This is a genomic window from Candidatus Acidiferrales bacterium, assembly GCA_035515795.1.
Lineage (GTDB): Bacteria > Bacteroidota > Ignavibacteria > Kryptoniales > JAKASW01 > JAKASW01.
The window spans coordinates 50,678-72,889 of record DATJAY010000003.1 but is presented as its reverse complement, the minus strand read 5'-3'; the positions used below and the strand labels follow the sequence as shown (position 1 = coordinate 72,889).

General features: G+C 47.9%; 18 protein-coding genes. 6 read left to right on the top strand and 12 right to left on the bottom strand.

The window, feature by feature from the left end:
- Window positions 1-52 precede the first annotated feature (52 nt).
- A complete protein-coding gene (locus VLX91_01590; protein ID HUI28879.1) occupies window positions 53-952 on the bottom strand; it encodes a DUF58 domain-containing protein in 900 nt (299 codons plus the stop codon).
- A gap of 249 nt (window positions 953-1,201) precedes the next feature.
- Here VLX91_01590 and bfr point away from each other — a divergent pair, with 249 nt between their 5' ends.
- The 6 genes from bfr (at window position 1,202) to VLX91_01560 (ending at window position 8,081) form a co-directional block, all read left to right on the top strand.
- Window positions 1,202-1,666, top strand: a complete 465-nt coding sequence (gene bfr / locus VLX91_01585) for a bacterioferritin (protein HUI28878.1) — start codon at window positions 1,202-1,204, stop codon at window positions 1,664-1,666.
- Window positions 1,667-1,951: 285 nt separating this feature from the next.
- Window positions 1,952-4,234, top strand: coding sequence for a TonB-dependent receptor (locus VLX91_01580; protein HUI28877.1), 2,283 nt, complete (start codon window positions 1,952-1,954; stop codon window positions 4,232-4,234).
- Window positions 4,235-4,440: 206 nt separating this feature from the next.
- The gene (locus tag VLX91_01575; protein ID HUI28876.1) at window positions 4,441-4,875 is read left to right on the top strand and encodes a transcriptional repressor; all 435 of its coding nucleotides are present in this window, start codon (window positions 4,441-4,443) and stop codon (window positions 4,873-4,875) included.
- 53 nt (window positions 4,876-4,928) lie between these two features.
- On the top strand, window positions 4,929-5,216 hold the full coding sequence (locus VLX91_01570; GenBank protein ID HUI28875.1) for a FeoA family protein: 288 nt from the start codon (window positions 4,929-4,931) through the stop codon (window positions 5,214-5,216).
- The gene (feoB, locus tag VLX91_01565; GenBank protein HUI28874.1) at window positions 5,213-7,324 is read left to right on the top strand and encodes a ferrous iron transport protein B; all 2,112 of its coding nucleotides are present in this window, start codon (window positions 5,213-5,215) and stop codon (window positions 7,322-7,324) included. Before VLX91_01570 ends, feoB begins: the two co-directional genes overlap by 4 nt.
- A gap of 391 nt (window positions 7,325-7,715) precedes the next feature.
- Window positions 7,716-8,081 (top strand): hypothetical protein, encoded by a 366-nt coding sequence (locus VLX91_01560; protein ID HUI28873.1) that lies wholly within the window; start codon window positions 7,716-7,718, stop codon window positions 8,079-8,081.
- A 677-nt stretch (window positions 8,082-8,758) separates the two neighbouring features.
- On the opposite strand, the gene VLX91_01555 is transcribed toward VLX91_01560, so the two are convergent.
- The 11 genes from VLX91_01555 to VLX91_01505 all read right to left on the bottom strand — a co-directional run bounded on the left by VLX91_01555 (window position 8,759) and on the right by VLX91_01505 (window position 22,160).
- Complete coding sequence (locus VLX91_01555) at window positions 8,759-9,469, bottom strand: hypothetical protein (GenBank protein HUI28872.1); 711 nt, start codon at window positions 9,467-9,469, stop codon at window positions 8,759-8,761.
- 439 nt (window positions 9,470-9,908) lie between these two features.
- Window positions 9,909-10,538: an MjaI family restriction endonuclease gene (locus VLX91_01550; GenBank protein ID HUI28871.1), complete on the bottom strand. Its 630-nt coding sequence runs from the start codon at window positions 10,536-10,538 to the stop codon at window positions 9,909-9,911.
- Between the two features lie 3 nt (window positions 10,539-10,541).
- Window positions 10,542-11,189 (bottom strand): MAE_28990/MAE_18760 family HEPN-like nuclease, encoded by a 648-nt coding sequence (locus VLX91_01545; protein HUI28870.1) that lies wholly within the window; start codon window positions 11,187-11,189, stop codon window positions 10,542-10,544.
- Window positions 11,186-12,175 carry a DUF262 domain-containing protein gene (locus VLX91_01540; GenBank protein ID HUI28869.1) on the bottom strand — a complete coding sequence of 330 codons (990 nt, stop codon included), beginning with the start codon at window positions 12,173-12,175 and terminating at the stop codon, window positions 11,186-11,188. The genes VLX91_01545 and VLX91_01540 overlap by 4 nt, the downstream gene beginning before the upstream one ends.
- Before the next feature lie 61 nt (window positions 12,176-12,236).
- Window positions 12,237-13,547 (bottom strand): DNA methyltransferase, encoded by a 1,311-nt coding sequence (locus VLX91_01535; protein ID HUI28868.1) that lies wholly within the window; start codon window positions 13,545-13,547, stop codon window positions 12,237-12,239.
- Window positions 13,548-13,782: 235 nt separating this feature from the next.
- On the bottom strand, window positions 13,783-14,526 hold the full coding sequence (locus tag VLX91_01530; GenBank protein ID HUI28867.1) for a hypothetical protein: 744 nt from the start codon (window positions 14,524-14,526) through the stop codon (window positions 13,783-13,785).
- Between the two features lie 142 nt (window positions 14,527-14,668).
- Window positions 14,669-15,244, bottom strand: a complete 576-nt coding sequence (locus tag VLX91_01525; GenBank protein HUI28866.1) for a class I SAM-dependent methyltransferase — start codon at window positions 15,242-15,244, stop codon at window positions 14,669-14,671.
- A 588-nt stretch (window positions 15,245-15,832) separates the two neighbouring features.
- Entirely contained in the window at window positions 15,833-17,092 is a 1,260-nt protein-coding gene (locus VLX91_01520) for a GAF domain-containing SpoIIE family protein phosphatase (protein HUI28865.1), read from the bottom strand.
- 212 nt (window positions 17,093-17,304) lie between these two features.
- Window positions 17,305-18,555, bottom strand: coding sequence for a YCF48-related protein (locus VLX91_01515; GenBank protein HUI28864.1), 1,251 nt, complete (start codon window positions 18,553-18,555; stop codon window positions 17,305-17,307).
- A 399-nt stretch (window positions 18,556-18,954) separates the two neighbouring features.
- Entirely contained in the window at window positions 18,955-20,313 is a 1,359-nt protein-coding gene (locus tag VLX91_01510) for a YCF48-related protein (protein ID HUI28863.1), read from the bottom strand.
- 47 nt (window positions 20,314-20,360) lie between these two features.
- Window positions 20,361-22,160, bottom strand: a complete 1,800-nt coding sequence (locus VLX91_01505; protein ID HUI28862.1) for a T9SS type A sorting domain-containing protein — start codon at window positions 22,158-22,160, stop codon at window positions 20,361-20,363.
- Between the last annotated feature and the right edge of the window lie 52 nt (window positions 22,161-22,212).

The following is a 22,212-nucleotide window of genomic DNA, read 5'->3' as shown; positions in this document are numbered from 1 at the left end:
AATAAACTTGAGGTTCCGCGATCTCAAATTGACAAGCCTGGATCGAAAATTTTCAGAACATCTTCTTTCTTCTCATCAGATACGCAGTCAAAGCCTTATCGAACGGCGTCGAAGTGCTGATGAGCGCATAGTCGATATCGTTTTCGAAGCACTTGCTCTTCAGGTCGCGAACGAAATTATTCATGCTTTTCTTATATGCCGATTTCAGAGCGGAAACCTGGGTCGGAATCCGTTCTCCCGTTTCGAGATCCTCAAACACGGCGTCACCCGGAAAATCGAGATTCATTTCCGCGTCATCGAGAATATGAAAGGCTATGACTTCGTTTTTTCTATGACGGAAATGTTTCAGCGCGGTGATAACGCTTTTCGTCTCGTCCAAGAAGTCGCTTATGACTATGATCAATCCGCGGCGTTTTATTCTCTCTGCGAGCGACGAAAGCGCCGTCGCCGTCGAAGTCCTGGAATTCGGCTTGAGATCAGACAGCTCGCTCAAGAGTAATTTCATGTATGAATATGTGAGATGCGGCTCAAAGAAACGCCTGACGCTCTCGTCATAGATCGCAAGCCCGGTTGCGTCCTGCTGTTTCATCATCAAATAAGTCAAACCGGCAGCAAGGTACGATGCATACTCGAGCTTGGTTATTTCCCCGACGCGTTTAAATCCCATCGAGTTGCTCGCATCGATGAGGATGTAACCCTTGAGATTCGTTTCTTCCTCATATTGTTTTATGTAAAGCCGGTCGCTCCTTCCGAACACTTTCCAGTCGATGTTGCTGATATCGTCGCCCGGGAAATACTGCCTGTGCTCCGCGAACTCGACGCTGAAGCCATGGTACGGACTCCTGTGCATCCCCACAAGAAACCCTTCTACAATCAGTCTCGCTCTCAACTCCATCCCGGATAATTGAGAGATAAATTTCGGGGTTAATATCTTTAAGGCATTCTCGCTCATTCGCAAATAAATTTACTGAACTTGAAGACCAAAACCATCTCATTGTTTTTCCACCGTCACAAAAAGCTTTACAGTTGCTCTGGTTCGGTTCGACTCGATAACCTTGTGAAGATATCCTCGCCCCGTTCATCGGAACCCAGGCAAGGATTTGATTCTCGGCTTCAATTTGAGCGGCTAACATATATTGCGATTTGTGCTGCGAAATTATAATTTAAATGAGCAACTGCAATTCCGAGAAAGGAGAAGATCATGGAAGGTAACAAAGAAGTTATTGAGATTCTTAACCTCCGTCTGGCGGAGGAACTTACTGCTATCAACCAATATATCGTTCATGCCGAGATGTGCGCGAACTGGGGATATACCAAGCTTCATGAGGCGATTGAGAAGAGGGCTATTCATGAGATGAAACATGCCGAAAAAATCATCGAACGAATACTTTACCTTGAAGGCAAGCCTAACGTCAGCAAACTCAATCAGATCAACATAGGCAAGGATGTCGAAGCCCAATTACAGTCGGATTACGAAGCCGAAAAGTCGGCGGTGAAAGCTTACAACGACAGTATCCGGGCATGCGTTGATGCGGGGGATAACGGGACACGCGAGCTCTTCAAATCGAATCTGCTGGACGAAGAAGGTGACGTCGATTGGCTCGAGGCGCAAATGGATCAAATCAGGCAGATGGGCATACAAAACTATCTATCACAGCAAAAGTAAATGCATCTTTGGGTTTGAATTCAATGAACTGACGAACCCGTCCCGGCATTGCCGGTGAGACGGCGTCACCCCGGCGAATTGATCTGCGATACCTTTCCACCAGGCTTTTCTGCAGGCGAGAGGCCCATAGCGACAATCGATTTTTGTGCCTCCCCCTGCTCATCGAGAATCTCTCGACCGCAATCGAAACAAATTCTTTCCCCTTGACATTGACCGGCCTGCCTGCGTATTTTATATTTAGATTAAGTCTAAGTAACAATAAAGAACTGCGGAGAATAAAGGCAGTTGGACGAGAACAAAGAACGGACGACGTCTATGACGGGTACAGAGATCTGTCAAATGTATGCGACCAAAGCGGTTTCCAATCCCGTAATGGACATGCTCGTGGGTCTTTCTAAGATGGCCGTCCGTCTGGCAGGAATCTTGCTTTCCTTGGCTTCGCCGATCTTGGCTCAAGTGCCGGATTCGACCTTCACCCTGAAGGGAGTCACCGTAGAGGGAGCGAGAATTATGGACGGAATCGGGCAAATGAAAGATTACGACGAAGGTGTAATATACGCCGGCATGAAAAACGAGGTGCTTGAGATTGACAGCCTGAATGCCAACAAAGCCGTTAACAACACCAGGCAAATCATGGGCCGGATACCCGGAGTAGAAATCACCGAGAACGAAATGGGTGGTTTCACGGCAAACGGCATCGGCTTTCGAGGGCTGAGTCCGTACCAGAGCGTCGAGACCAACACGCGGCAAAATAGTTACAGCATTTCTGCGGATCTTTACGGCTACAATGAAGCCTACTACCTACCTCCCATGGAAGCGGTAAAAAGCATTACAGTCCTTCGTGACGGAGCGGCTCTATCGTTCGGACCACAGTTAGGCGGCGCGGTAAATTACGAGCTCAAAGACGGCGATACGAAACCCATAGAAGTCAATACTTCCCAGACAACAGGAAGTTTCGGCCTCTTCAACAGTTTCAATTCAGTCGGCGGTACCGATGAAGATTTCAAATATTACGGGTTCCTGCAGTACAGGCGACTCGACGGGTGGCGGACGAACTCGCAGCAGACACAGTGGTCGGGGTTCGCAAGCTTGAAATATGATCCGGCAGAAAATCTCCAGATCGGGGTTGAATACACCAGTCTGCGCAACCTGATCCAAATGCCGGGAGGGCTCACCGACTCGCTATTTTACGCAAACCCCCAACAGTCGCTTCGCAGCCGAAACTGGCTCGATAGTCCATGGAACATCGCGGCCGCGCACGTCGACTATAAGATAAGCGACAACTCTTCCCTGAATCTCGTTTCATCATATCTCCTGAGTCAGCGCAATTTGATCTGGCGAAACGAAGACATTGCGCCCGACGTACCTGACACTATTACTTCAGATCTAACCTATACTCCGCGCGAACTGGAACGAGAATATTTCAACACATTTGGAAATGAACTCAGATTTTTATCCAATTATCGCCTTCTCGGGCAGAAGCAGACTTTCTCGTTCGGCTTGCGATATGCTTACTCACACCTTGAGAGACAGGAAGGCGCCGAGGGCACAGCAGGAACAAACTTCGATCTGGCACAGCTATCCCCCTGGGGAGAAGACATGAACTTCTATACGACCAACTTAGCTCCCTATATAGAGAATATTTTCAGGATCAACGATGCATTGAGTATAACGCCCGGTTTGCGTCTCGAGTATTTGAAGACCTCCGCCGATGGCTACGCTCCGGATGAGGCCGGTAACGAAACGTACGTTTATGCGAGCAATGAACGAAGCAGGCGTATTTTCTTGTTAGGCGCGTTGAGTGCCGAGTATAAAACTTCCGACGCAACCAATATTTATGCAAACTTCAGCCAGTCGTATCGTCCCATAACGTACAGCGACTTGACGCCCTTCGGCACAATCGCCAGAATCGACCAAAACTTGAAAGACGCTTCGGCAAACGATGTCGATCTGGGGTTCAGAGGATTGGTCGGCAACTTCTTGAATTTTGACGTAAGCTTTTTCTACATGCATATCATGAACGACATCGGCATCATCGAGCAAACGTACGATACGCTCACTTACCAATTCGAGACTAATACCGGCGCAGACGATCATGCGGGAGTGGAGGCGTATGTTGAACTGAATATTCTCGGCGGTCTCATTCCAAACGACAAATACGGCAGGCTTGGCATTTACAATTCATTTGGCTACACTGATGCCCGCTATGTTTCGGGAGAATATGACGGCAATTATGTTCCCTACGCTCCGAGGTATACTGATCGTTTCGGGCTCGATTACAGCATTGGTGGCTTCTCGATGAATGCGCAGTATTCTTATACCGCTTCATCCTACAGCGATCCTGCCGATACAAAGTTCTCTCCAGACGGTCTGGTCGGGATTATACCCTCATACGCGATCATAGACCTCTCCAGTTCCTTCAGAGTCTTGAAGTACGAATTCAGATTCGGAATCAACAACCTGGCAAACGAAAAATACTTCACAATGCGAACTGACGAATATCCTGGTCCGGGAATAATTCCGTCGGTCGGAAGGATGATCTATATCGGATTAGCGGAGATATTTTGAAACGAAATGGTCCCGGGCCCGATGAATTCTTTGCTTGAAAGTGAAAACGGCTCCAAAGTGCCTCAAGAAACTCTTATGGAGTGTCCCAAAAACCTCTTAGAGATCCTGAAATCAGATAATTTTGCCCCGTGAGCGAAGGGCACGTGGCTTGATATAAAACGGATCGACATATAAGTTACTTAGACTTAATTTAAAGTGTGCATGCGATGGAAACAGCCAAAAAGAAACTCGAAAATTATTTGCGGCACGAGGGCCACAGGGTCACTCCCGAACGGTTCCAGGTTCTCGACGCTGTGATGATTGCACCGGGACATTTCGACGCGGACGAACTGTTCCTCAGCCTGAAGAAATCCGGAAGCAAGGTTTCGAGAGCAACAGTATACAACACATTGGATATCCTGGAGGAGTGCGATCTCGTTTTCAAGACGCGGTTGAAGGACCACGGATCGCGCTATGAGAAAGCGTTCGGAAGGACACATCATGATCATCTCGTATGCGTGCAGTGCGGTAAGATTGTCGAGTTCATGGACAATAACATCGAACGCAGCCAGGAAGCAATCGCGAAACAATTCAGATTCAAACTCATAAGTCATTCGCATCAAATTTTCGGACTATGTCCTGACTGCAAAAAGAACGAATGAACAAGATGAAAGAAGATAGAGATAATAAGCAGGAAATCTGAAGGATGACTCGAATGGGAATTGAATTTAATGAGATCGTAAACGAAGAAGCGAACGCAATCAAAATTTTAGAAACGGGCATTTTACAGGTGAATTTGAAAGAGCTTAAAACAGGAGAGGCGGCACAGATCGTGGGCTTCTCGAAGCACGACGACGCGATAAAAAAAATCGAAGCGATGGGACTGAGGAAGGGAAAGCGAATCACAGTCCTGAAAAAACTGGGAAGGGGAATTCTAGTCAAAGCCGGCGGCACGCGCATAGTAATCACTGCCGACGTAGCGAAGAATATCGAAGTGGAATGAACAAGAGCATCAAAGTCGCATTCGCCGGAAACCCGAATGTCGGCAAGACTTCCCTCCTCAACTACGCCGCTAAGACGGATCTGAAAGTCGGCAACTGGTCGGGCGTCACCGTCGAGAAACGGGAAGGCTTCATGGATTACAAGGGATACGATATACACTTTGTGGACCTTCCCGGGATCTACACGCTCGAGCCGCTCTCGGAAGACGAATGGGTCGCTTATAATTTTCTGACGAAGGAAAATCCCGATGTAGTCGTCGACGTCATCGAAACCACCAACGCCGAGCGGGATCTGCTCCTCACGACGGAGCTTCTCGAATTCGGCAGGCCGATGGTCGTCGCGCTGAACATGGTCGATGAAGCCGCAAGGCGCGGGATAGAAATAGACAGCGCCCACAGCAGCGAGCTTCTCAACGTTCCGGTAATTAGAACGAACGGAAGGACAGGTCAAGGAGTTGCGGAATTACTCGACGCGATAATAGACTCCGCCGAAGGAAAGGCGCTCCCTAAACCGGTGAAATATAACGACAAGATTGAAGAAGCCCTCTCGCGAATCTCCGCCCGAGGCGAACTCGCATTCAGCAAGGAAACGGAAAGACATGACGGCACCGTCGATAAACACACACTCATAAAACTGCTGTCTCAAGGCGACGGAGAAAATTTAGAGAAAACCCAGTTAGAAAAATTTTACAAGAAGAACATTCAAAGTATCGTCAAGGAAGAACGATACGCGTTTGCAAACGGATTTTACAACGAGGTTTTCAAAAAGAAAAAATCGACGGCGCGAGACATCACAGACCAGATAGACAAGGTCGTGCTCCACCCGTACTGGGGTCTTGCCGTATTTCTTTTCGTGATGTTCCTTCTCTTTAAAGTGTCGTTCGATTTTTCCAATCCGCTGATGAATTGGACGACCGGTCTGATAAACGATTTCGCTTCGCCGTTGATATCAAGCTTGCTCTTGAGCATCGGCGCCAGCCGGTGGATTATGAATTTTTTTTCCGAAGCCATCGTCGGCGGCGTAGGGTTTGTCATAACTTTTGTGCCGCTGATCGGCGCAATCTATTTTCTCCTCGCGCTTCTTGAAATGTCCGGCTACATGCCCCGGATCGCATTCCTGATGGACAGGTTCATGCACAGGCTCGGACTTCACGGGAGAGGGATGATCCCCCTCCTGCTCGGATTCGGATGCAACGTTCCGGCGGTCATCGCGACGAGAACTCTCGAGAACAAGCGCGACAAGATGCTTGTGATGGCGATGATCCCGTTCATGAGCTGTCCCGCGCGACTCGTGATATTCTCTTTCTTCGCAATTTTATTTTTCGATCACCCGGCAGTGGTAATATTCTCGCTTTATCTTGCGGGAATCCTGATCGGACTCCTGACCGCCTTCTTTTTAAGAAAGACCGCCTATAAAGGCATACTCTCGCATTTCGTGATGGAGCTGCCGCCGTACCGGGTGCCGAGAATAAGAACCGTCCTTCGGATCACATGGGTGCAGGTGAAAAGTTTTCTCTACAGAGCCGGCACTTTGATTTTCGCAGCGTCGGTCGCAGTTTGGGTCTTGCTGAATACCCCGCCGAATATCAAAAGCCAGTCGGACAGCGCAGCGGCGTACATCGGCAAGGCAATCACTCCGATCTTCAAGCCGATCGGCATAAACGACTGGAGAATTTCCACGTCATTGATCCCCGCGTTCCTCGCAAGGGAGATCGTGCTCAGCTCGATGGGGACAATTTATTCGGAGGAGACGCAGGATCTCGAATCTCAGCATCCTCAGTTTCGTTTCTTCTCCGCACTTGGAGGACAGGCGAAGTCATTCGGAACTGCCGTCAAGGAAAGTTTCGCATCGCTTCTCACACCGACCATCCAGACTCTTCAAACCGACGAGGGGACCGAAAGTCTGCGCGCGGTGATACGATCGAGTTTCACTCCGGCATCTGCGTTGTCGTTCATGATATTTCTTCTTTTGTATACTTCGTGCCTCGCGACAGTCGCCGTGATGATACGCGAAGGGGGAAGAACGTTCGGCTTTCTTTTTCTCGGTTACAGTTTCGCGATAGCATGGTTCGTAGCGTTCGTCGTGTACAATGTCGGAGCTTTGATATGATTGGCGAGATTGTTTTCATGGCGGCGCTTGCAGTTCTTGCCGGGGCGGTAATATGGAAGTCAGCAAAGAAAAGAAGTAAGAAGAGCTGCTGCGAGTAGAGAAGTATCTGTGGTTGTAGTTCAGAGTTTGATGCGCCTTCCCACGGCGATTTCCTCTCCCTTCAAGCGAAAGGACTAAGGTGGAGTCCACATTCCATTTCAAATTGCACATCCAAATGAGACCGTCTTTGTCATGCCAGCGAACGCTGGCATCCTAAACTAAAAACCGGATTCCGGGTGGAGTTTATCCCGCTCCAGGCGGGACCGGAATGACACCTGGGACAGCAACAAGCAAAAAGCTCGTGACCCGCACCACGATGCGGCCTTTCGAATGAGAAGTTGAGAGGACCATTTTGCTTGTCGTTCTGCCGGCGCTGAATGCCAAAACCGGCAACCTGTCAATTTGGCGGACCAACCTGAAAGCCCGGACAACCAACCTTGTAGTTCGGACGACCGACCTGGTGGTTCGGCGAACGAACCTTGTAGTTCGGCAGACCAACCTGCTCGTTCGGATGACGAACCTTATAGTTGGGAAGGCGAACCTGGTGACCCGGATGACCGACCTGGTCGTCGGGACGACAAACCTTGTAGTTCGGACAACGATGCACATGGTCGGGACAGCCATGCATGTCGTTCGGAAAGGCTTGCATATCGTCGGGAGAGCGGACCTGATGGATGGGACAGCAAACCCATCGTTTGGAAACCCGACAAGAAAATGAAATCCCGCCTGTATTGTCGTTCCCGCATGCCGCAGGCGGGATAGATTGCAGCGGGAATCCACGGTGCATGGGAAACTGGATTCCCGATTGAAGCATCCGGGGATGACAGAGGGCGCTGTGTCATTCACGTGGAAGTGGAAATCCGGCGCCCGTGAAGCAATGGAGTCGCGACTGGTCCGGCACAATTAAGGGGATTGCTGTGTCTCACTTTTTGGCGACGACCGAGAAATCTCTTGCCTGATCTCCGAAAAAATTCCTAATAAGATCGTTCTTTCCTTTGTCTTGATACAAAGGAAAGAACTAAAGTGAGCGCAGTATGCGCCATCCCGCATTCTCGTATACGATAATTGAGCGGGAGAAAAATCAAGGCTGGAGAAAAAATGGCTAAAAATTTCTCCGCTCCGCTAAAACAAATGCCGCCTCGCGGCATCCCGCATACCACGTATACAATAGTGAGCGGGATAAAATACAGTGGATCCTGATATGACAGAAGAGTTCCATATCTGTTTCTTAACGCGGAGTTTACCCCGCCTTTGCCGGGGCTCCGAAATTTTTCCACGCCATTTTTTCTCAGGCCAATCCTGATGTTTCTTGATTAGTTGTCGGATAATACTACCGCCTCTTTACAATCCGGATCCCTGTGACGGGCGCGCAGGCTGAAGAGGCGGTTTTAGGGGTTAGTTCTTTTGGGTGGGTGGATTCACCGGCGGAGGAGTCGGCTGACTCTTCGGGTTCCGCTGTACGGCGTATCGAAGCGGTTTCAGGCGCTCGAACTCGCCGAGCACTTTCGGATTCTTGGCAAACTCCGCTTCTGCAGCGCCGTAGATGAAGTTTGCGGCGGCTTCGACGTCGGCCATCGCTTTCAACGCGGCGGCAGTTGCCTCCGGTGCATCGACGTGTTTCGCATTTTCCTGAGTCGAGTCGACGCTCTGAAGCGCTGCGGCATTTGCGACCATGCTATCGAGGTCGTCCTGGACAAGGTTGCCTTGCGATAGCAGGCTGTTCTTGTACTTGTCCCACGCCTTTTCGATGCCGGACGACCACTTGAGAAGGAGCCCGGTCGAATGGTTGAAATATTCGCCGACGAAGAACTCCTTCAGCTGGGGTTTGCCCTGCTCGAAGACGCGCTTTGCGCCGCCCTGTATGCGGCGGATGTCTGCGAGGAGCTGGTCCTTCGCGTTGAGCTCGCTTGCCGAGAGCTGCATCTTCTCGGATCTTTTGCCGCCCGAAGCGGCTACTGTTGTCTCCATGCTGCCGGCGAGCGTCTTGTACTTCGCGAGGAAATCGGAAGTGACTCCGCGCTTCTCCAGGCTCTGGAGGTTGGAAGTGGCAAGAACAGAAAGTGCCCCCTGTTCCTGTGCCAGTCCCTGACTTGTTGTCCCGCTCAATTATGTATGGTATAAGAAATGCGGGATGGCGCAAGGCGCCAGGTGTGCCATTATGGCCTCCTTGTTTTTAGGTTGAATGAATCTAAGGCTGCACCGAAATGCCCGTTTAATCGGTGGATGCCTCGTGAATTAAGGGGAATAAAAGCGTATCCTGCATGGCGGGAGGTTTCGGGACGCGATCTATTGCCCCCGTTGATGGTTATTTTAATATCAAAGAACGATCGTTTGAATAGGATTAAACAGTGGGTATGTAAGTGCGTTTTCTTCCGCATAGCCTTCCTAATATTAGAACCACCTTCCTATGCTCCATGGACATCATGGAGCACCTTAGAAAATATAGTGGTCTATAAAAGGAATGTCAAGAGGGAGAGGGGAAAATACGGAAGGTTGTGGATGGAGTTATGGATTGAAGCAGAGGCTGGGAAGAAAAGTCCGTTTATTAGCTCAAGCATTTTATTTCATCCCGAATCTCATCGATTACTTCTTTGTTCGCAATGACTTTGGTTCCGCCTTCTTTTACTGAAACAACGTAGAAAACTTTACCGCCATACTCATCTGTAAACTTCTTGTGGGTTTCTGCCTGCTGGTGTCGTTCTTTGAATATTTCCGGGATATGAGAAACACCGCTGGCAGGTTTGATCTGGAGGCCAATGTACTTGTCTCTAACTTTGATGAAGAAATCGACATTGTAAAGCCTGTCCCATTTGTCTGGGGCAGGCTCAATCTTGACTCCCAATTCTTTCTCTAATTGGCCATACACGGTACGAATCTCGGTAGTATACCCATCGTACGTCCGGTCGATCACCAGTTGAAAGAGATATTGTATGCAGTCTTCCTCGGTTACCTGCTCGACTTCGGAAGCTATTACTTCAGTCACCTTGACATAGAGTTTTCTGCCAAGCTCTTCTATTTGCTCTTTGGTTCGGATATTTTTGAAATAATACTCTCTCCACTCGTCAAGATTTTTAGGCGCACACTTTCGTATCGCTTCGGAGACCGCCCCCACATTTCTTTTGAAGTTGAGTTGGAAACGATTAGTAGCGCTGTTGAGAACCCATTCCTTCGCCACTTATCAAACCTTTCGGTACTTTTCTAGGGCAGCTGCATTTACAATGTCAATCTTGACTGCGTCTAGGAGTTCTATTGTTGTCTCATATATATCATTGAAAGTAGAATAATCGACGTTAAAATATTTACCATGAGCGATTTTGTGTCTATTCTCGACGAGTTTCTTATCTATAAAATATTTTTTCAATTCATAATTTTCCGTCTCTAATCCTAGCAATGTACAGTATTCACACAAGACTTCGTATGTCAAATTGAATGACTCGATTGGGATGCGTGAAGGAAAATGAGCTTGGTTTCCCAATTCATTCAAGATAAACTTTACGCTTTTCGTTTGCATGACAACCTTGTTGGTTTCAAGAAGTTCATGTATACTTTTCCTTAAACAAACTGCGATGAAATTCTCCTTGAGTTCGTTGTGCTTCAACCTTTTGAACGAAACAAAGGTGTAATAATTTTGGGCAGCATTTTTCACAAAACCTTCCCAATGAGCATAAAGTAATGCAACTCCCGATCGAATCAACGCGTTTCTGGTGTTGTCATTCCTGGAAGCATCCACGACGCTCTTGAAGTCATGAAGCTCTTTAATCCGCCAAGCATATTCTTCCTGCAGATTATCGTTCAGTTCATTCAGCGTCCTATTCTTCTTGCTCATATGTTAAAATAGCTAATGCCAAAAGGAACGATCCTTGGCACTCTAAGTTTAGTATTTGTTCCGGAGCCCTTTCCTTCCGCAAATACAGGAACGGTTTCTATTTCATCGATTTTGTTCTTCAAGATGCTTTTGCAATCTGGATGAATATATCTATCAATGTTTTGCCCCACCCCAATAGCTATAGCCTCAAAGTATGACTCCAAGAATTTTCCCCTATGGTTCTTCTTGAAAATGGTATCACCATCCAGTTCCTTTAATAAAGCAAAAGTGCTTCTGAATCTTGCCGCCTCGCTGTTTCTGTCAAATGCTCTATCAGCGACAATTTTTTTCATTGACTCGGTTAGAAAATCGCTCACTTCTGCGTAACTGAATTCGTATTTGGGAAATACAAAAAAACGCAAAACTAACTCCATGTCGTATCTTTCCTCAATCAGTTTATCCGAAAGATCAATGCATGTTTGAAAATTATCATCCTGGGACAAGGTTTCTAACCAATCCAAGAAGGATTTATCGAGCATTACCAGAAGACAATTCCGAAATTCTTGGGCCGAAAGTAGTGAACCTCCCGTGTTGAGTCGTTGAAAAACCTCGAACTTAGCGTCCTTGTGAGAACCCGACTTAATTATTTCTATCTTCAATTTTGTTCTCTTGAATTCCAACTGAAGGGGTTCAACAGGCAACTTCTTCCAAGTAATTCCTTTCAAACTTGGAATCATTTCTGTCTGTTCTAGTTTCGTAGAAGATCTAGTTCTTCTCGACTTATCTTCGTCTTTTAGTATACCAGCAAAATTGAGGATTGTCGAAACTCGCTGTAGGCCATCAACGAGTTCCCATTTCCCCTTCTCGTTTTGATACACGAAAATAGGAGGAATAGGTATGCCCAATAAGATCGACTCGATGAACTTAGTCTGTTGAGTGACGCTCCACCTGAAGAACCTTTGAAAGTCTGGATTGATAATCAGTTCTCCATCTTTGTACATGTTCATAATCTCGCCAATCGACATGGGATAACTGTCTGCGAGAAACTCTTTCTTCTTATCGTTTACTTCATTGACGAGCTTTTGCTCTTGAAGCTTCATGGAATGCCTCGAATCTTTTCTTGTATTTGAACCATCTAGATTGATCAACGTTCACGAGTCCAGCTTTGAGAAGATGTGCATTAATAAAGGTTTTGTTTTTCAGAAACAAGTATACGAGCAAATTTCCCTTTTCATCGTATTTCTCATCGTCAAATTTTAGAAACACTCTTTGCCCTCTGGTCTTGTTTCGAAGGAAGGCAAGGGCTTCTTCCCGGCGCGTTGGATCTTCAACGATTCCTAGCAGCCTGATTGACAACCCATTGTCGAGGATAACTATTTCGGAGTTCTGAACTTCCTTGACGGCATGAAGCTCCATTCTTTCTTTGCCATCTCCATCTTCGATCTTCGAACCGAACTTCAGTTTCCGAGGATCGATCTTCTTATCAAGCCCATGTGGATCAAGAAATTTATATGGCAACGATTCTATTGATGCGGAATAATCATCGATTGATGACTGTTGATTGATGAATTCAAACGTGGCATCTCCAAATATGTCACGCTCGGAGACTTTCAGCTTGTTTTTGATGATAGAAATGAACTTTGGGTTAATCTCATAACCAACAGAATTTCTGCTAAGATTCTTCGCCGCGAGTGAAGTTGTTCCGCTCCCAAGAAATGGATCGAGAACCGTATCGCCAACAAAAGAAAACATCCGAATCAATCGTCGCGGGAGCTCTTCGGGGAACATCGCGAGATGATTCTCCTGCTTCTCACCGGCAAAATTCCAATGTCCTGCAAAGTAGGTGTTCCATTCCTCTGTTGTGAGCTTGGAAAGCTCTTTGATCTCTTTGCTCACCTTTGGCGGGTCACCAAGCTTTTTAAAAATTAGAATAAACTCATAGTCAATCTTGAGTATTCCGTTTCGAGGATAGGGAAATGAGCCCATTATAGTAGCGCCGCCAGTGGTGTTGGTTGTGGTGACCTTTTGCCAGATTACAGCTCCCATGTAGTCCATCCCTAACATCTCACAGAACTTAATTATTTCTGTCCTTATGGGAATAATCTTATACCGTCCGTAATACACGGAGCGGGCAAACTGGTCACCAATGTTAATACAAAGACGACAGCCTTGTTGTAGAACTCGGAAACATTCGCTCCAAACAAGATTTAGATTGTTAATGTACGCTTCGTAAGAGTCATGGAATCCTATCTGATTTTCACTTCCATAATCTTTGAGCTGCCAGTATGGTGGCGAAGTGATGACTAGATGGACAGACTCATCGGGAAGTTCCGTCATCTTCCGTGAGTCGCCGATTATGATTTTGTGGTGTGTTGCCATATTCTGTTTAAAATATAACCGAATTCCGTTTGAATTGCTAGTCCCTTTGACTTTTCAGTTATGCTTTTATTTGATGTCTCCCTCTTATCCTGAGGATCCCGCCATGCCACCTGACCCGTGGGCGGATTATCATGTGAGATAATTCCTGAAACAATTCACTGGAGGGTTGCTCGCCCTGACTTACCTCACGTGGTAAATATATCTGTTCCATCTTGTATTGTCAAGAAAACATGAATCATCGATAGTCTCCAAAAACAAAAGCTGCAGAGATAGAGAAGCTCGTTAGAGCTTTATAGACGGCGACGGCCGGCCCGATCGCAAAGGAGTTCATGCGGGAAGTTTTGAACACGACCGAAATTCCTCCCGAAAAAACTATCCCCTGCGTGCCAATCGTCTCCCGGGAAAAGTAACCTGCCGTTTCGCTCTTGCCAAAAAAATAGACTACGCCAAGGGATGGCTGGCAGTAAACGGCCGCGCGGGAATAAAGGTCGGCAGAAACAGAAAAACCAAAAGAGTAATTCGAGCCGGAGACCGGCATCGGATAAAAGCCCGATCCATCCGAAGAATACCAGTCTGTCTCATACGCCATGGAGATCGAACCAAACAGACGGTTCGCGGACGAATGGGTTTTCATGTACGCTGTTATATGCGGAGAAACCGCGAAACCGCTGACCTTATACGGTTGTTGATTGAGGGAAACCTGAGAAAAGGACGCTTCAATATCGATGATGCCTTTGATAGAATACACCATGGATCCACCGAAGCCTGACGCATCTTTGTTAGAAGTGTACGCAGCGTCAACTCCGAAGCCGCTTTCCCCTTTATTGAGAAATTGTCCCTGAGAGAATGCTGCAGCCGGTAAAAGGATCATCAGGATCACGGCTAAAGAGACGACTCCGGCGGCTCGCTTTTCCCTGCCAAGACGGCGCTTACCGTTTCGTATCAGGGAACTCGAATTCTCTAAGCCTATTCTCTTCATTCCCTCTGACATTTCAATTATCCTTTCCTTCTCCTCTTTTCCGCCTTTCCGAAGGATCCCGCCATTCCACCTGAGCGGGGGCGGTTAACTATCTATTGTGAATATAGATGTTCCAGTTTGTAGTATCAAGAAAGAGGAGCCGTTAGCTTCCTGCCTGTCGGAGATTCTTCAGTACGGCCGACCAACTAAATCGTACTTTGGGACCCTGGTACACTTTGAGCCCATTGCTTTCGGCAAGCTTGGTCGTCGATTCAAATTCCTTTCGGGATACGTGAAACAATTTCGGCTCCACGAGCAGAAATTCGCCGTCATCATTCAAGATATTTTTCAATTGCTTGAAGAGAGAATCCTTGTCGGGCACTTCATGGACCATGAAGAAAGCCAGGATAAAATCGACTCTCTCCGGTACATTGATCCTATCCCTGTCACATTTCACGAGTGTGATCCTTTCTTCCAGTTCAGTCCCTTTGATTTTGCTGCGGAGCTTCTGCAGCATTCCTTCCTGCAAATCGGCTGAGATTACTTTTCCACTCTTGCCGACCATCTTTGCCATCTCAATCGAGAAAAATCCCGGTCCACAACCTAAATCAAGAACCTTCATTCCTTCCCTGACAAACGGACTTAATATATCCTGCGGATCCTGCAGCCACCTTCTAATTCTGCTGTCGAGTGAGTTGGCGAGCTCAACTGGACAAACCCGGTTTCTCTCATGTTCCATGTTTCCTCTAAAGGTAAAATCTAATTATTGCTTGTGATGTTTCGGACAATGCAGTTCCGCAACTTCGTGCATAGGCAGCACGGATTCTGTGAGTCTGTGAGTCTGTTTTCTGCTTCACTCTCTTTGACTTCTCGATTATGCTTTCGATGGTTTCCGCCCATCCGGAGGATCCCGCCTTGCCACCTGACCGTGGGCGGTCTGACAGCTGAGAAAAATTTAGTCGTTCCATTATGCAAAGTCAACAAACCGGTAGTGTCTCAGTTTGAATTAGACGATCAAACCGGACTGTCATTGCGAGTGGCGCACCTCGCGCCACGAAGCAATCTCATTTTCCTGCAATCGAAAATAACGCAGGATCGACAGCACGGCGAGATGAGATCGCCACGTCTCCGCCTTCGGCGGATCCTCGCGATGGCGGTTCGCTTTTTATATAGCCTATGGTCAAACTGAACAAGTACCGCTAACAGTGACGGGCGAAAAGTGAACAGGTCATAGCAGGCAGATCGTGAGTGGCGTGTTATGGGCAGCGGCTCACGACCGACAAATAATATTTTGTCAATGATTGGCCGCGGTGTAAAGCGTGGAACCTTAGAATATGTCCGCGTTATCCCTGCTGGATTCTATCATTACGACTGTCGTATCGTCAGAAGCCGGAGAGCTGCCATTGAATATTTGGACATCATTTAAAAGGCTGTCGATCGAGGATGATCGATCCGCGATATGATTTACGAGACGTGCCTCTCCATATTGTTCGGATGACAAGTTCATCGCCTCGGTAATGCCGTCGGAGTACAGGACAAGGCGGCTGTGTGCCCCTATCCCGATCGTCTGCTCGGAGAAGTCGGATTCCTGGATCCCGAGGGGCATTCCCGTGTCCGTCTTTAAGAAGCGCGTCCCGCTCGAATCGGAAAGAAGTGGATAGCAATGCCCTGCGCTTGCGAAAACGATGCTCGCGTCCTTCGGGTCGAGGATCCCATATATCATTGTGACAAACCTGGCAGTCGGGAAGTCTTTCAGTAATAAATGATTTACACGGTTCAACACCTTCGCGGGAGAATGCCCTTCTTCTGCAACCAATCGCAGGACTGTGCGGGTCGATGACATCAGCATGGCTGCGCCCAATCCTTTGCCCGAGACATCCGCGAGGACAATCCCGAGTCGACCGTCCGGAAGCGTGATGTAGTCATACCAGTCGCCCCCCACTTCCAGACATGGAAGACACTTGCCGTCGATCTTGAATCCCGTAATGTCCGGCGGCTTGTCCGGAAACAGTCCTCGCTGTATGTTTCGTGCCTCGACCAGCTCCTTCGACATCCTTTCTTTTTCTTTGCGTTCTCTCTGAAACAGCTTCGCGTTTTCTATGGCCGTTGCGATGTGACCTGCCAGGGCCTCGAGAACCTGGATGCGGTTGGAGGAAAACCCGTTGAGTTCTTTATGTTGAGCGTTCAATACTCCGATGAGTTGACCGTGTGATCGCAGCGGGATATCGACTTCCGAACGCGTTTGGCTGTCGCTCACTTCGTAATACGGATCCACGGAGACATCGGGAGCATAGTAAGTTTCACCGGTGGCACCGACATGTCCCGTCATTCCATACTCCCCAATTTTTATGCGTTCCCCTTTGATGTGCCGGTTAAAATCTCCGCCACAGTCAGCTCCGACGATAAGCTCATTTGCCAGATTATCCTTCAACAAGACCGCGAGCCGCGAGCAGCCAAACGTCTGCGACACGTCGTTGACGATTTCTTCCAGAAGGGAATCGATATCCAAATTGGAATTGATCATTTGTGCCACCCGTTGGAGCAGGACGAGATCCTGTATGAATTTTTGTTGATCCTCGCTACTCATCTCCGTGGTTATCCTTCCGAATGATCGGCTTCATGGTTCATCGATTCATTCCTAAGAACCGGCGCCGCAGGAAATTACCGGCGGTCTCCGAACCGGTTCATTGGACTGCAGCCGGAATCCATTATATCAATTTTGCCTAAATGACGCAATACTAATCGGCTATGCAACGGCCTGCCTGCAGAGATGATGGATCACGGGTGATAAGCAGCCTGCTATTTTAGGAGCATGAGTTTCTTCGTCGCAGTGTAAGTCCCGGTTTGCAGTCTGTAGAAGTACACTCCGCTCGGCAAGCCGGCCGCATTGAAAGTTACCGAATAACTTCCTGCAGCCTGGCGTTGATTGATCAATGTCTCAACTTCTCTTCCAAGAACATCGTAAACTTTCAGCGTAACATTGCTGACTACTGAAAGCTGATAACTAATGACCGTCGACGGGTTGAAAGGGTTAGGATAATTTTGTTCAAGAGTAAATTGTGCGGGCGCGATGTTTCCTCTGTCATCAACCTTCGTCGGTCCTAAAGTGGAGAGAATCAACCCGCTGTCGCCTACCGCATATCCCGTTCCATCATGCGTTAAAAATATTCCTCTTATCCCGTTTCTCGGAGTGCTTTCGGGATTCCAATGACCTCCGCCGTCCGTAGTCATCAAAAGCGTTCCCGCTCCACTAAAGTCGGCGTTAATTGCATATCCTGTACTCGTGTCCATGAAGAAGATTTTTGCTATCGCTCCGCTTGTCAAAATACCCTGCCACGTATTTCCGCCGTCGGTAGTTTTGAATAATTCTCCTGACCCGCTTTGGTAATTGCCGCCACCGACAAAACCGTTCGATTTGTCCGAGAAATACACTCCTGACATCCAGGGACTTCCTCCGACATTGACGGAATCCCAAGTATCGCCGCCGTTTGAGGTCCTGAGAATTGTGCCGAGGCTGCCAGTCGCGTACCCATCTTTCGAGTCTGGAAAATAGAAATAACTAATCCAGCCGGTTGAATAGACGGTGTCCCATGTCGTTCCGCCATTTCGTGTCTTTAAAATCTTGCTGTTCGTATATGCAGTTGTCCCCAATCCAACTATGCCGGTATCGGGATTAACAAACCATAGACCTCCAGCATGCTTATTGGGGATATTGAGAACGATATTCCAGGTGTTCCCGCCATTGGTTGTTTTCAACACGACGGAACTATCAAGGAAACCGCTTATGTATCCGTTCTCGGCATCGAGAAAATGGATGCTGCCCAACTGGCTCGTCGTTCCAGAGTTTTGAGAAACCCAGGACTTCCCGCCGTTCGTTGTTTTCAATATGATCCCGTAATTTCCGCATGCATAGCCGACAGCATCATTTGCAAAACATACATCCCAAAGAGTACTATCGGTGTTGCTTACCTGCTGTGTCCATGATGTTTGGGCGCTTGCAAGACAAGAGAGGGACATCAAACATGCCATTGTTAGTAGATGTTTCTTCATAACATTTTCCTTTCCCTGTAAAGTGCGATTGCAACCAACTATTCGAATGATGCCAGGCGGCTTCTTCGGGTCTCCCCAAGCGCATGGTCCAAGATAACCTGCCAGATAGATTGAGGACGTGGATCTCTCCCTTGTGTGCTGCGTGAATCTAGAATATTCAACTTATTTTGAAAGCCCTCCTGAGCTTTTAATTGTACCTTTTCGATGCTTTCCGCCCATCCGGAGGATCCCGCCATGCCACCTGACCCTGGGCGGTCAAAAACCATTATGAATATAGATGTTCCATTTTGTATTGTCAAGAAAAGGGGGAAAAACGTACTCACCTTGCCGCATAGGAACATTGCGGGACAGGCCCGGCCCCCCTCTCTATGAATAGAGAGGGGGTTGGGGGTGAGTTTATTACTTTAACAGCAAAAGTTTTTTCGTTAAGTTGTAACTTCCTGCCTGGAGTCTGTAGAAGTACACTCCACTTGGCAAATTGGCTGCATTGAAAGTAACCGAATGACTTCCCGCGGCCTGACGTTGATTGATCAACGTCTCAACTTCTCTTCCAAGAACATCGTAAACCTTGAGCGTGACATTGCTGACCGTGGAGAGCTGATAGCTGATGACTGTGGAAGGGTTGAAGGGATTAGGATAATTCTGATCCAATGAGTAGGCATCGGGGATTTTGATTCCATCGTTTCCTACTCCCGTTCCACCATTGGTCGTATGGCCAATGAGGCCGTAGTCGCCGGTAAACCATCCATTGTTCGCATCCAGGAAGAAAACACTAAAGATGGCGCTGTTATTATTCTTATCCCTAAAGCTCGTAGTCCAGCTTGAACCGCCATCGGTAGTGTGCAGGATTACCCTGTCAGGACCGTGTTCGGGGATGCCATCGTTTGTCCCAATCCAGCCGGTATCCGCATTCAAAAAGAAAAGGCACTTACTGTATGATAGAGGGTTAATTCCTGTATTTGTAATAGGAGTCCAGTTTGCACCGCCGTCGGTTGTTTTCAGAATTTTACCGCTATCACCAACCACCCAGCCATTATCTAAATCGGTAAACTGTATGGCATTAAGTGTCCCCGGCGATCTGTCTGTATATTGGCTGACCCAATTGACTCCTCCGTTCGTAGTGTGACAAATTAGCATGGATGAATCCTGGGAGCCGGCGACCGTCCAACCGTTATTTGCATCTACAAAATAAAAAATGCCGACAGAGTCGGAAGCAATCGAGGTCCAATTGTCTCCACCGTCAGTACTCTTCTGCAAACTTCCGCTTCCGTTGGAAAGGTTATAGATAAGAGCCCAACCATTATTGTCATCGACAAATTGGATTTGTAATCCGACTTCGCCCGAGTCTGTCGATATTATTTTCTTTTCCCAGGTGCTGCCTCCATCCGTGGTTTTGTGAATTACAGCGCCATGGGCATCACCGAAACCCGCTCCTATCGCGTTGATTTTCCAGCCATGTGTTTGACTGACCCAACTCATAGTGATTGATGGGTCAGAAAAACTCCACACAGTGTCTGAAGGAAAGGGCGTCACCACGGACCAATTTGTTCCGGCGTTTGTTGTGTGAAGCAATTTGCCCTCGCTGAGAGAGATCCAGCCTTCGGTGGAGCTTACGAATTGAATTTTGCCCCCACCCAGCGTATCTGCCGTACCTATCGTAGGATTTGTCTGATAATCCCACGATTGCGCTTCAACGGATGCCGTCATCGCTAAGAAAGCGAATGACATTATTAAACAGCTAAGTATGTTCTTGAACATGATGTTTGTCCTTTCTCAATCACATTTGATTCTAGTCTGAGCCGCTGTTATTTCAATAGCAAAAGTTTCTTTGTCTCACTGAAACTTCCTGCTTGTAGCCTGTAAAAGTACACTCCGCTCGGTAAGCTGGCCGCATTAAAAGTGGCAGAATGAGTACCGGCAGGCTGGCGCTCGTCAACTAATATCTTCACTTCTCTTCCAAGAACATCGTAAATCTTCAGCGTGACATTGCTGACCGTGGAGAGTTGATAGCCGATGACTGTCGACGGGTTAAAAGGATTAGGGTAATTCTGCAGTAGAGCAAATCCTTTTGCCGCAGTGTTTTGATTTCCTTTGACACCGGTCGTTTGTTTAACTTTTGCATAGCTGGTGGCTACAGAGGGATATTTGGTCTCAGTGCCGAAAGACGTCGGAAACGTTGTCGTATCGCCGCCGGTCGCTTTCACCAGCAGCGTATCCCCATTCATCTGCCATATCCCGAGGTCTCCTAACTTTCCATTACCGGCGTACCATGATATGTGGTGAGGGGTGACGGACGAATCGACCGAATAGTCGGAGGTCATCATGGTATCGAAATCCATCGTCATGGTAACGACTGAACCGCTGTTGAAATAATACGTCAGCACATCCGCCGGTCCGTTTGTTTTCGTCCATGTCCCGAGCAAGGAATTTCCTCCAACTGTTAACGGCACAATAAGTTTTCCATACACGTCGCCGCCGGAAAGATTCGGACTCAGCAGTGTAGCACCCAGCCTATAATGCCCGTTTGCGAAGTCGGATACACCACCCATCGCCATTTTACCACCCAATGTATCGAACACCACGAATGCGGTATCGACCGGCACACCGGTCGTACAGAAGAACCTTCCCATTACTCGCATAAGTCCGGCATTTTCTATCCACGTTGCGAGGTAGTTTGTGCCGTCAAACGCAAGCATAGGGACAAACGGACTCTTGCTCGAATCGCAGATCGTTATCTCATTCGGTGCGACTGTGCCCGAAGTGGAAACGAAGCGGCCGTAGAGATTCCAGATGCTCGAGCTCGCACCGTACACAGCTTCATCGTGAAACGCTACAAGATATCTTGAACCGTCAAAGGCCACAGACACGGGATTGTCGCTCGCGTTGGGGCTGCCGTCAATCAAAAAGTTAGAGCCGACAAGCGCGCCTTGTTTGCTGACAAACTGGCCATAGATATACTCGTGAACCTCGGACCCTTCGCACCATGCCGTCAGATAGTTCGTACCATCAAAGCCGGTCGCCATCTCCCGCGCATAGCCGCTGCTAATCTGGATCGGGCTTCCTACAAGACCGCCCGATTTGTCTATTAGTTGTCCGTATAGATGATCCTGATGATTGCCGCCCTTCTCATACATTAAAAGGTAATCCGTACCTGTAAAAATAAGTTCTCCGCGACCCTGACCGAATTTTATGTTGACGCCGGTGACAATCGTGAATGGTGTTCCCACCAGACTTCCGGATGTGTTTATGAATTGTCCGTGAAGGTCACCAATGCCATTCGTGTCGCCGCTGGCAAAGAACGGGAAGGGGTCTGTCCACACTGCGAGATAATTCGTTCCATCGAACGCGATCGACAAGCCGGTACCTGTCGCTCCCAATGAGAACCTTGGTCCGTACAGACTCACGCCGGTGCCGACGAACTGAGCGGAAAGATCATTATGATTTGAGACCAGCCCCCACAAATAGTGGGTACCGTCAAAAGCCCCGCCCTGAGCAAATGTCGAATCGCCTCCCACTGCTACGGGGAATTCCTGGGCGTTTGCAGTTGTCAGCGTAAAGCCGATGCCAACAGCCAATATTAAAGCGATGAAATATTTTCTAGACATGATATAAATCTCCTTTTTAGAATTGCGATTGGCGGTCGCGATTAAAAGCCGA

Excerpts from the sequence above, each read along its gene's own strand:
- VLX91_01590 (HUI28879.1), bottom strand. The coding sequence starts at position 952 with ATGAGCGAGAATGCCTTAAAGATATTAACCCCGAAATTTATCTCTCAA.
- VLX91_01505 (HUI28862.1), bottom strand. The coding sequence starts at position 22,160 with ATGTCTAGAAAATATTTCATCGCTTTAATATTGGCTGTTGGCATCGGC.
- VLX91_01545 (HUI28870.1), bottom strand. The coding sequence starts at position 11,189 with ATGAGCAAGAAGAATAGGACGCTGAATGAACTGAACGATAATCTGCAG.
- VLX91_01510 (HUI28863.1), bottom strand. The coding sequence starts at position 20,313 with ATGTTCAAGAACATACTTAGCTGTTTAATAATGTCATTCGCTTTCTTA.
- bfr (HUI28878.1), top strand. The coding sequence starts at position 1,202 with ATGGAAGGTAACAAAGAAGTTATTGAGATTCTTAACCTCCGTCTGGCG.
- VLX91_01530 (HUI28867.1), bottom strand. The coding sequence starts at position 14,526 with ATGAAGAGAATAGGCTTAGAGAATTCGAGTTCCCTGATACGAAACGGT.
- VLX91_01520 (HUI28865.1), bottom strand. The coding sequence starts at position 17,092 with ATGAGTAGCGAGGATCAACAAAAATTCATACAGGATCTCGTCCTGCTC.
- VLX91_01540 (HUI28869.1), bottom strand. The coding sequence starts at position 12,175 with ATGAACATGTACAAAGATGGAGAACTGATTATCAATCCAGACTTTCAA.
- feoB (HUI28874.1), top strand. The coding sequence starts at position 5,213 with ATGAACAAGAGCATCAAAGTCGCATTCGCCGGAAACCCGAATGTCGGC.
- VLX91_01515 (HUI28864.1), bottom strand. The coding sequence starts at position 18,555 with ATGAAGAAACATCTACTAACAATGGCATGTTTGATGTCCCTCTCTTGT.
- VLX91_01535 (HUI28868.1), bottom strand. The coding sequence starts at position 13,547 with ATGGCAACACACCACAAAATCATAATCGGCGACTCACGGAAGATGACG.
- VLX91_01525 (HUI28866.1), bottom strand. The coding sequence starts at position 15,244 with ATGGAACATGAGAGAAACCGGGTTTGTCCAGTTGAGCTCGCCAACTCA.
- VLX91_01575 (HUI28876.1), top strand. The coding sequence starts at position 4,441 with ATGGAAACAGCCAAAAAGAAACTCGAAAATTATTTGCGGCACGAGGGC.
- VLX91_01570 (HUI28875.1), top strand. The coding sequence starts at position 4,929 with ATGGGAATTGAATTTAATGAGATCGTAAACGAAGAAGCGAACGCAATC.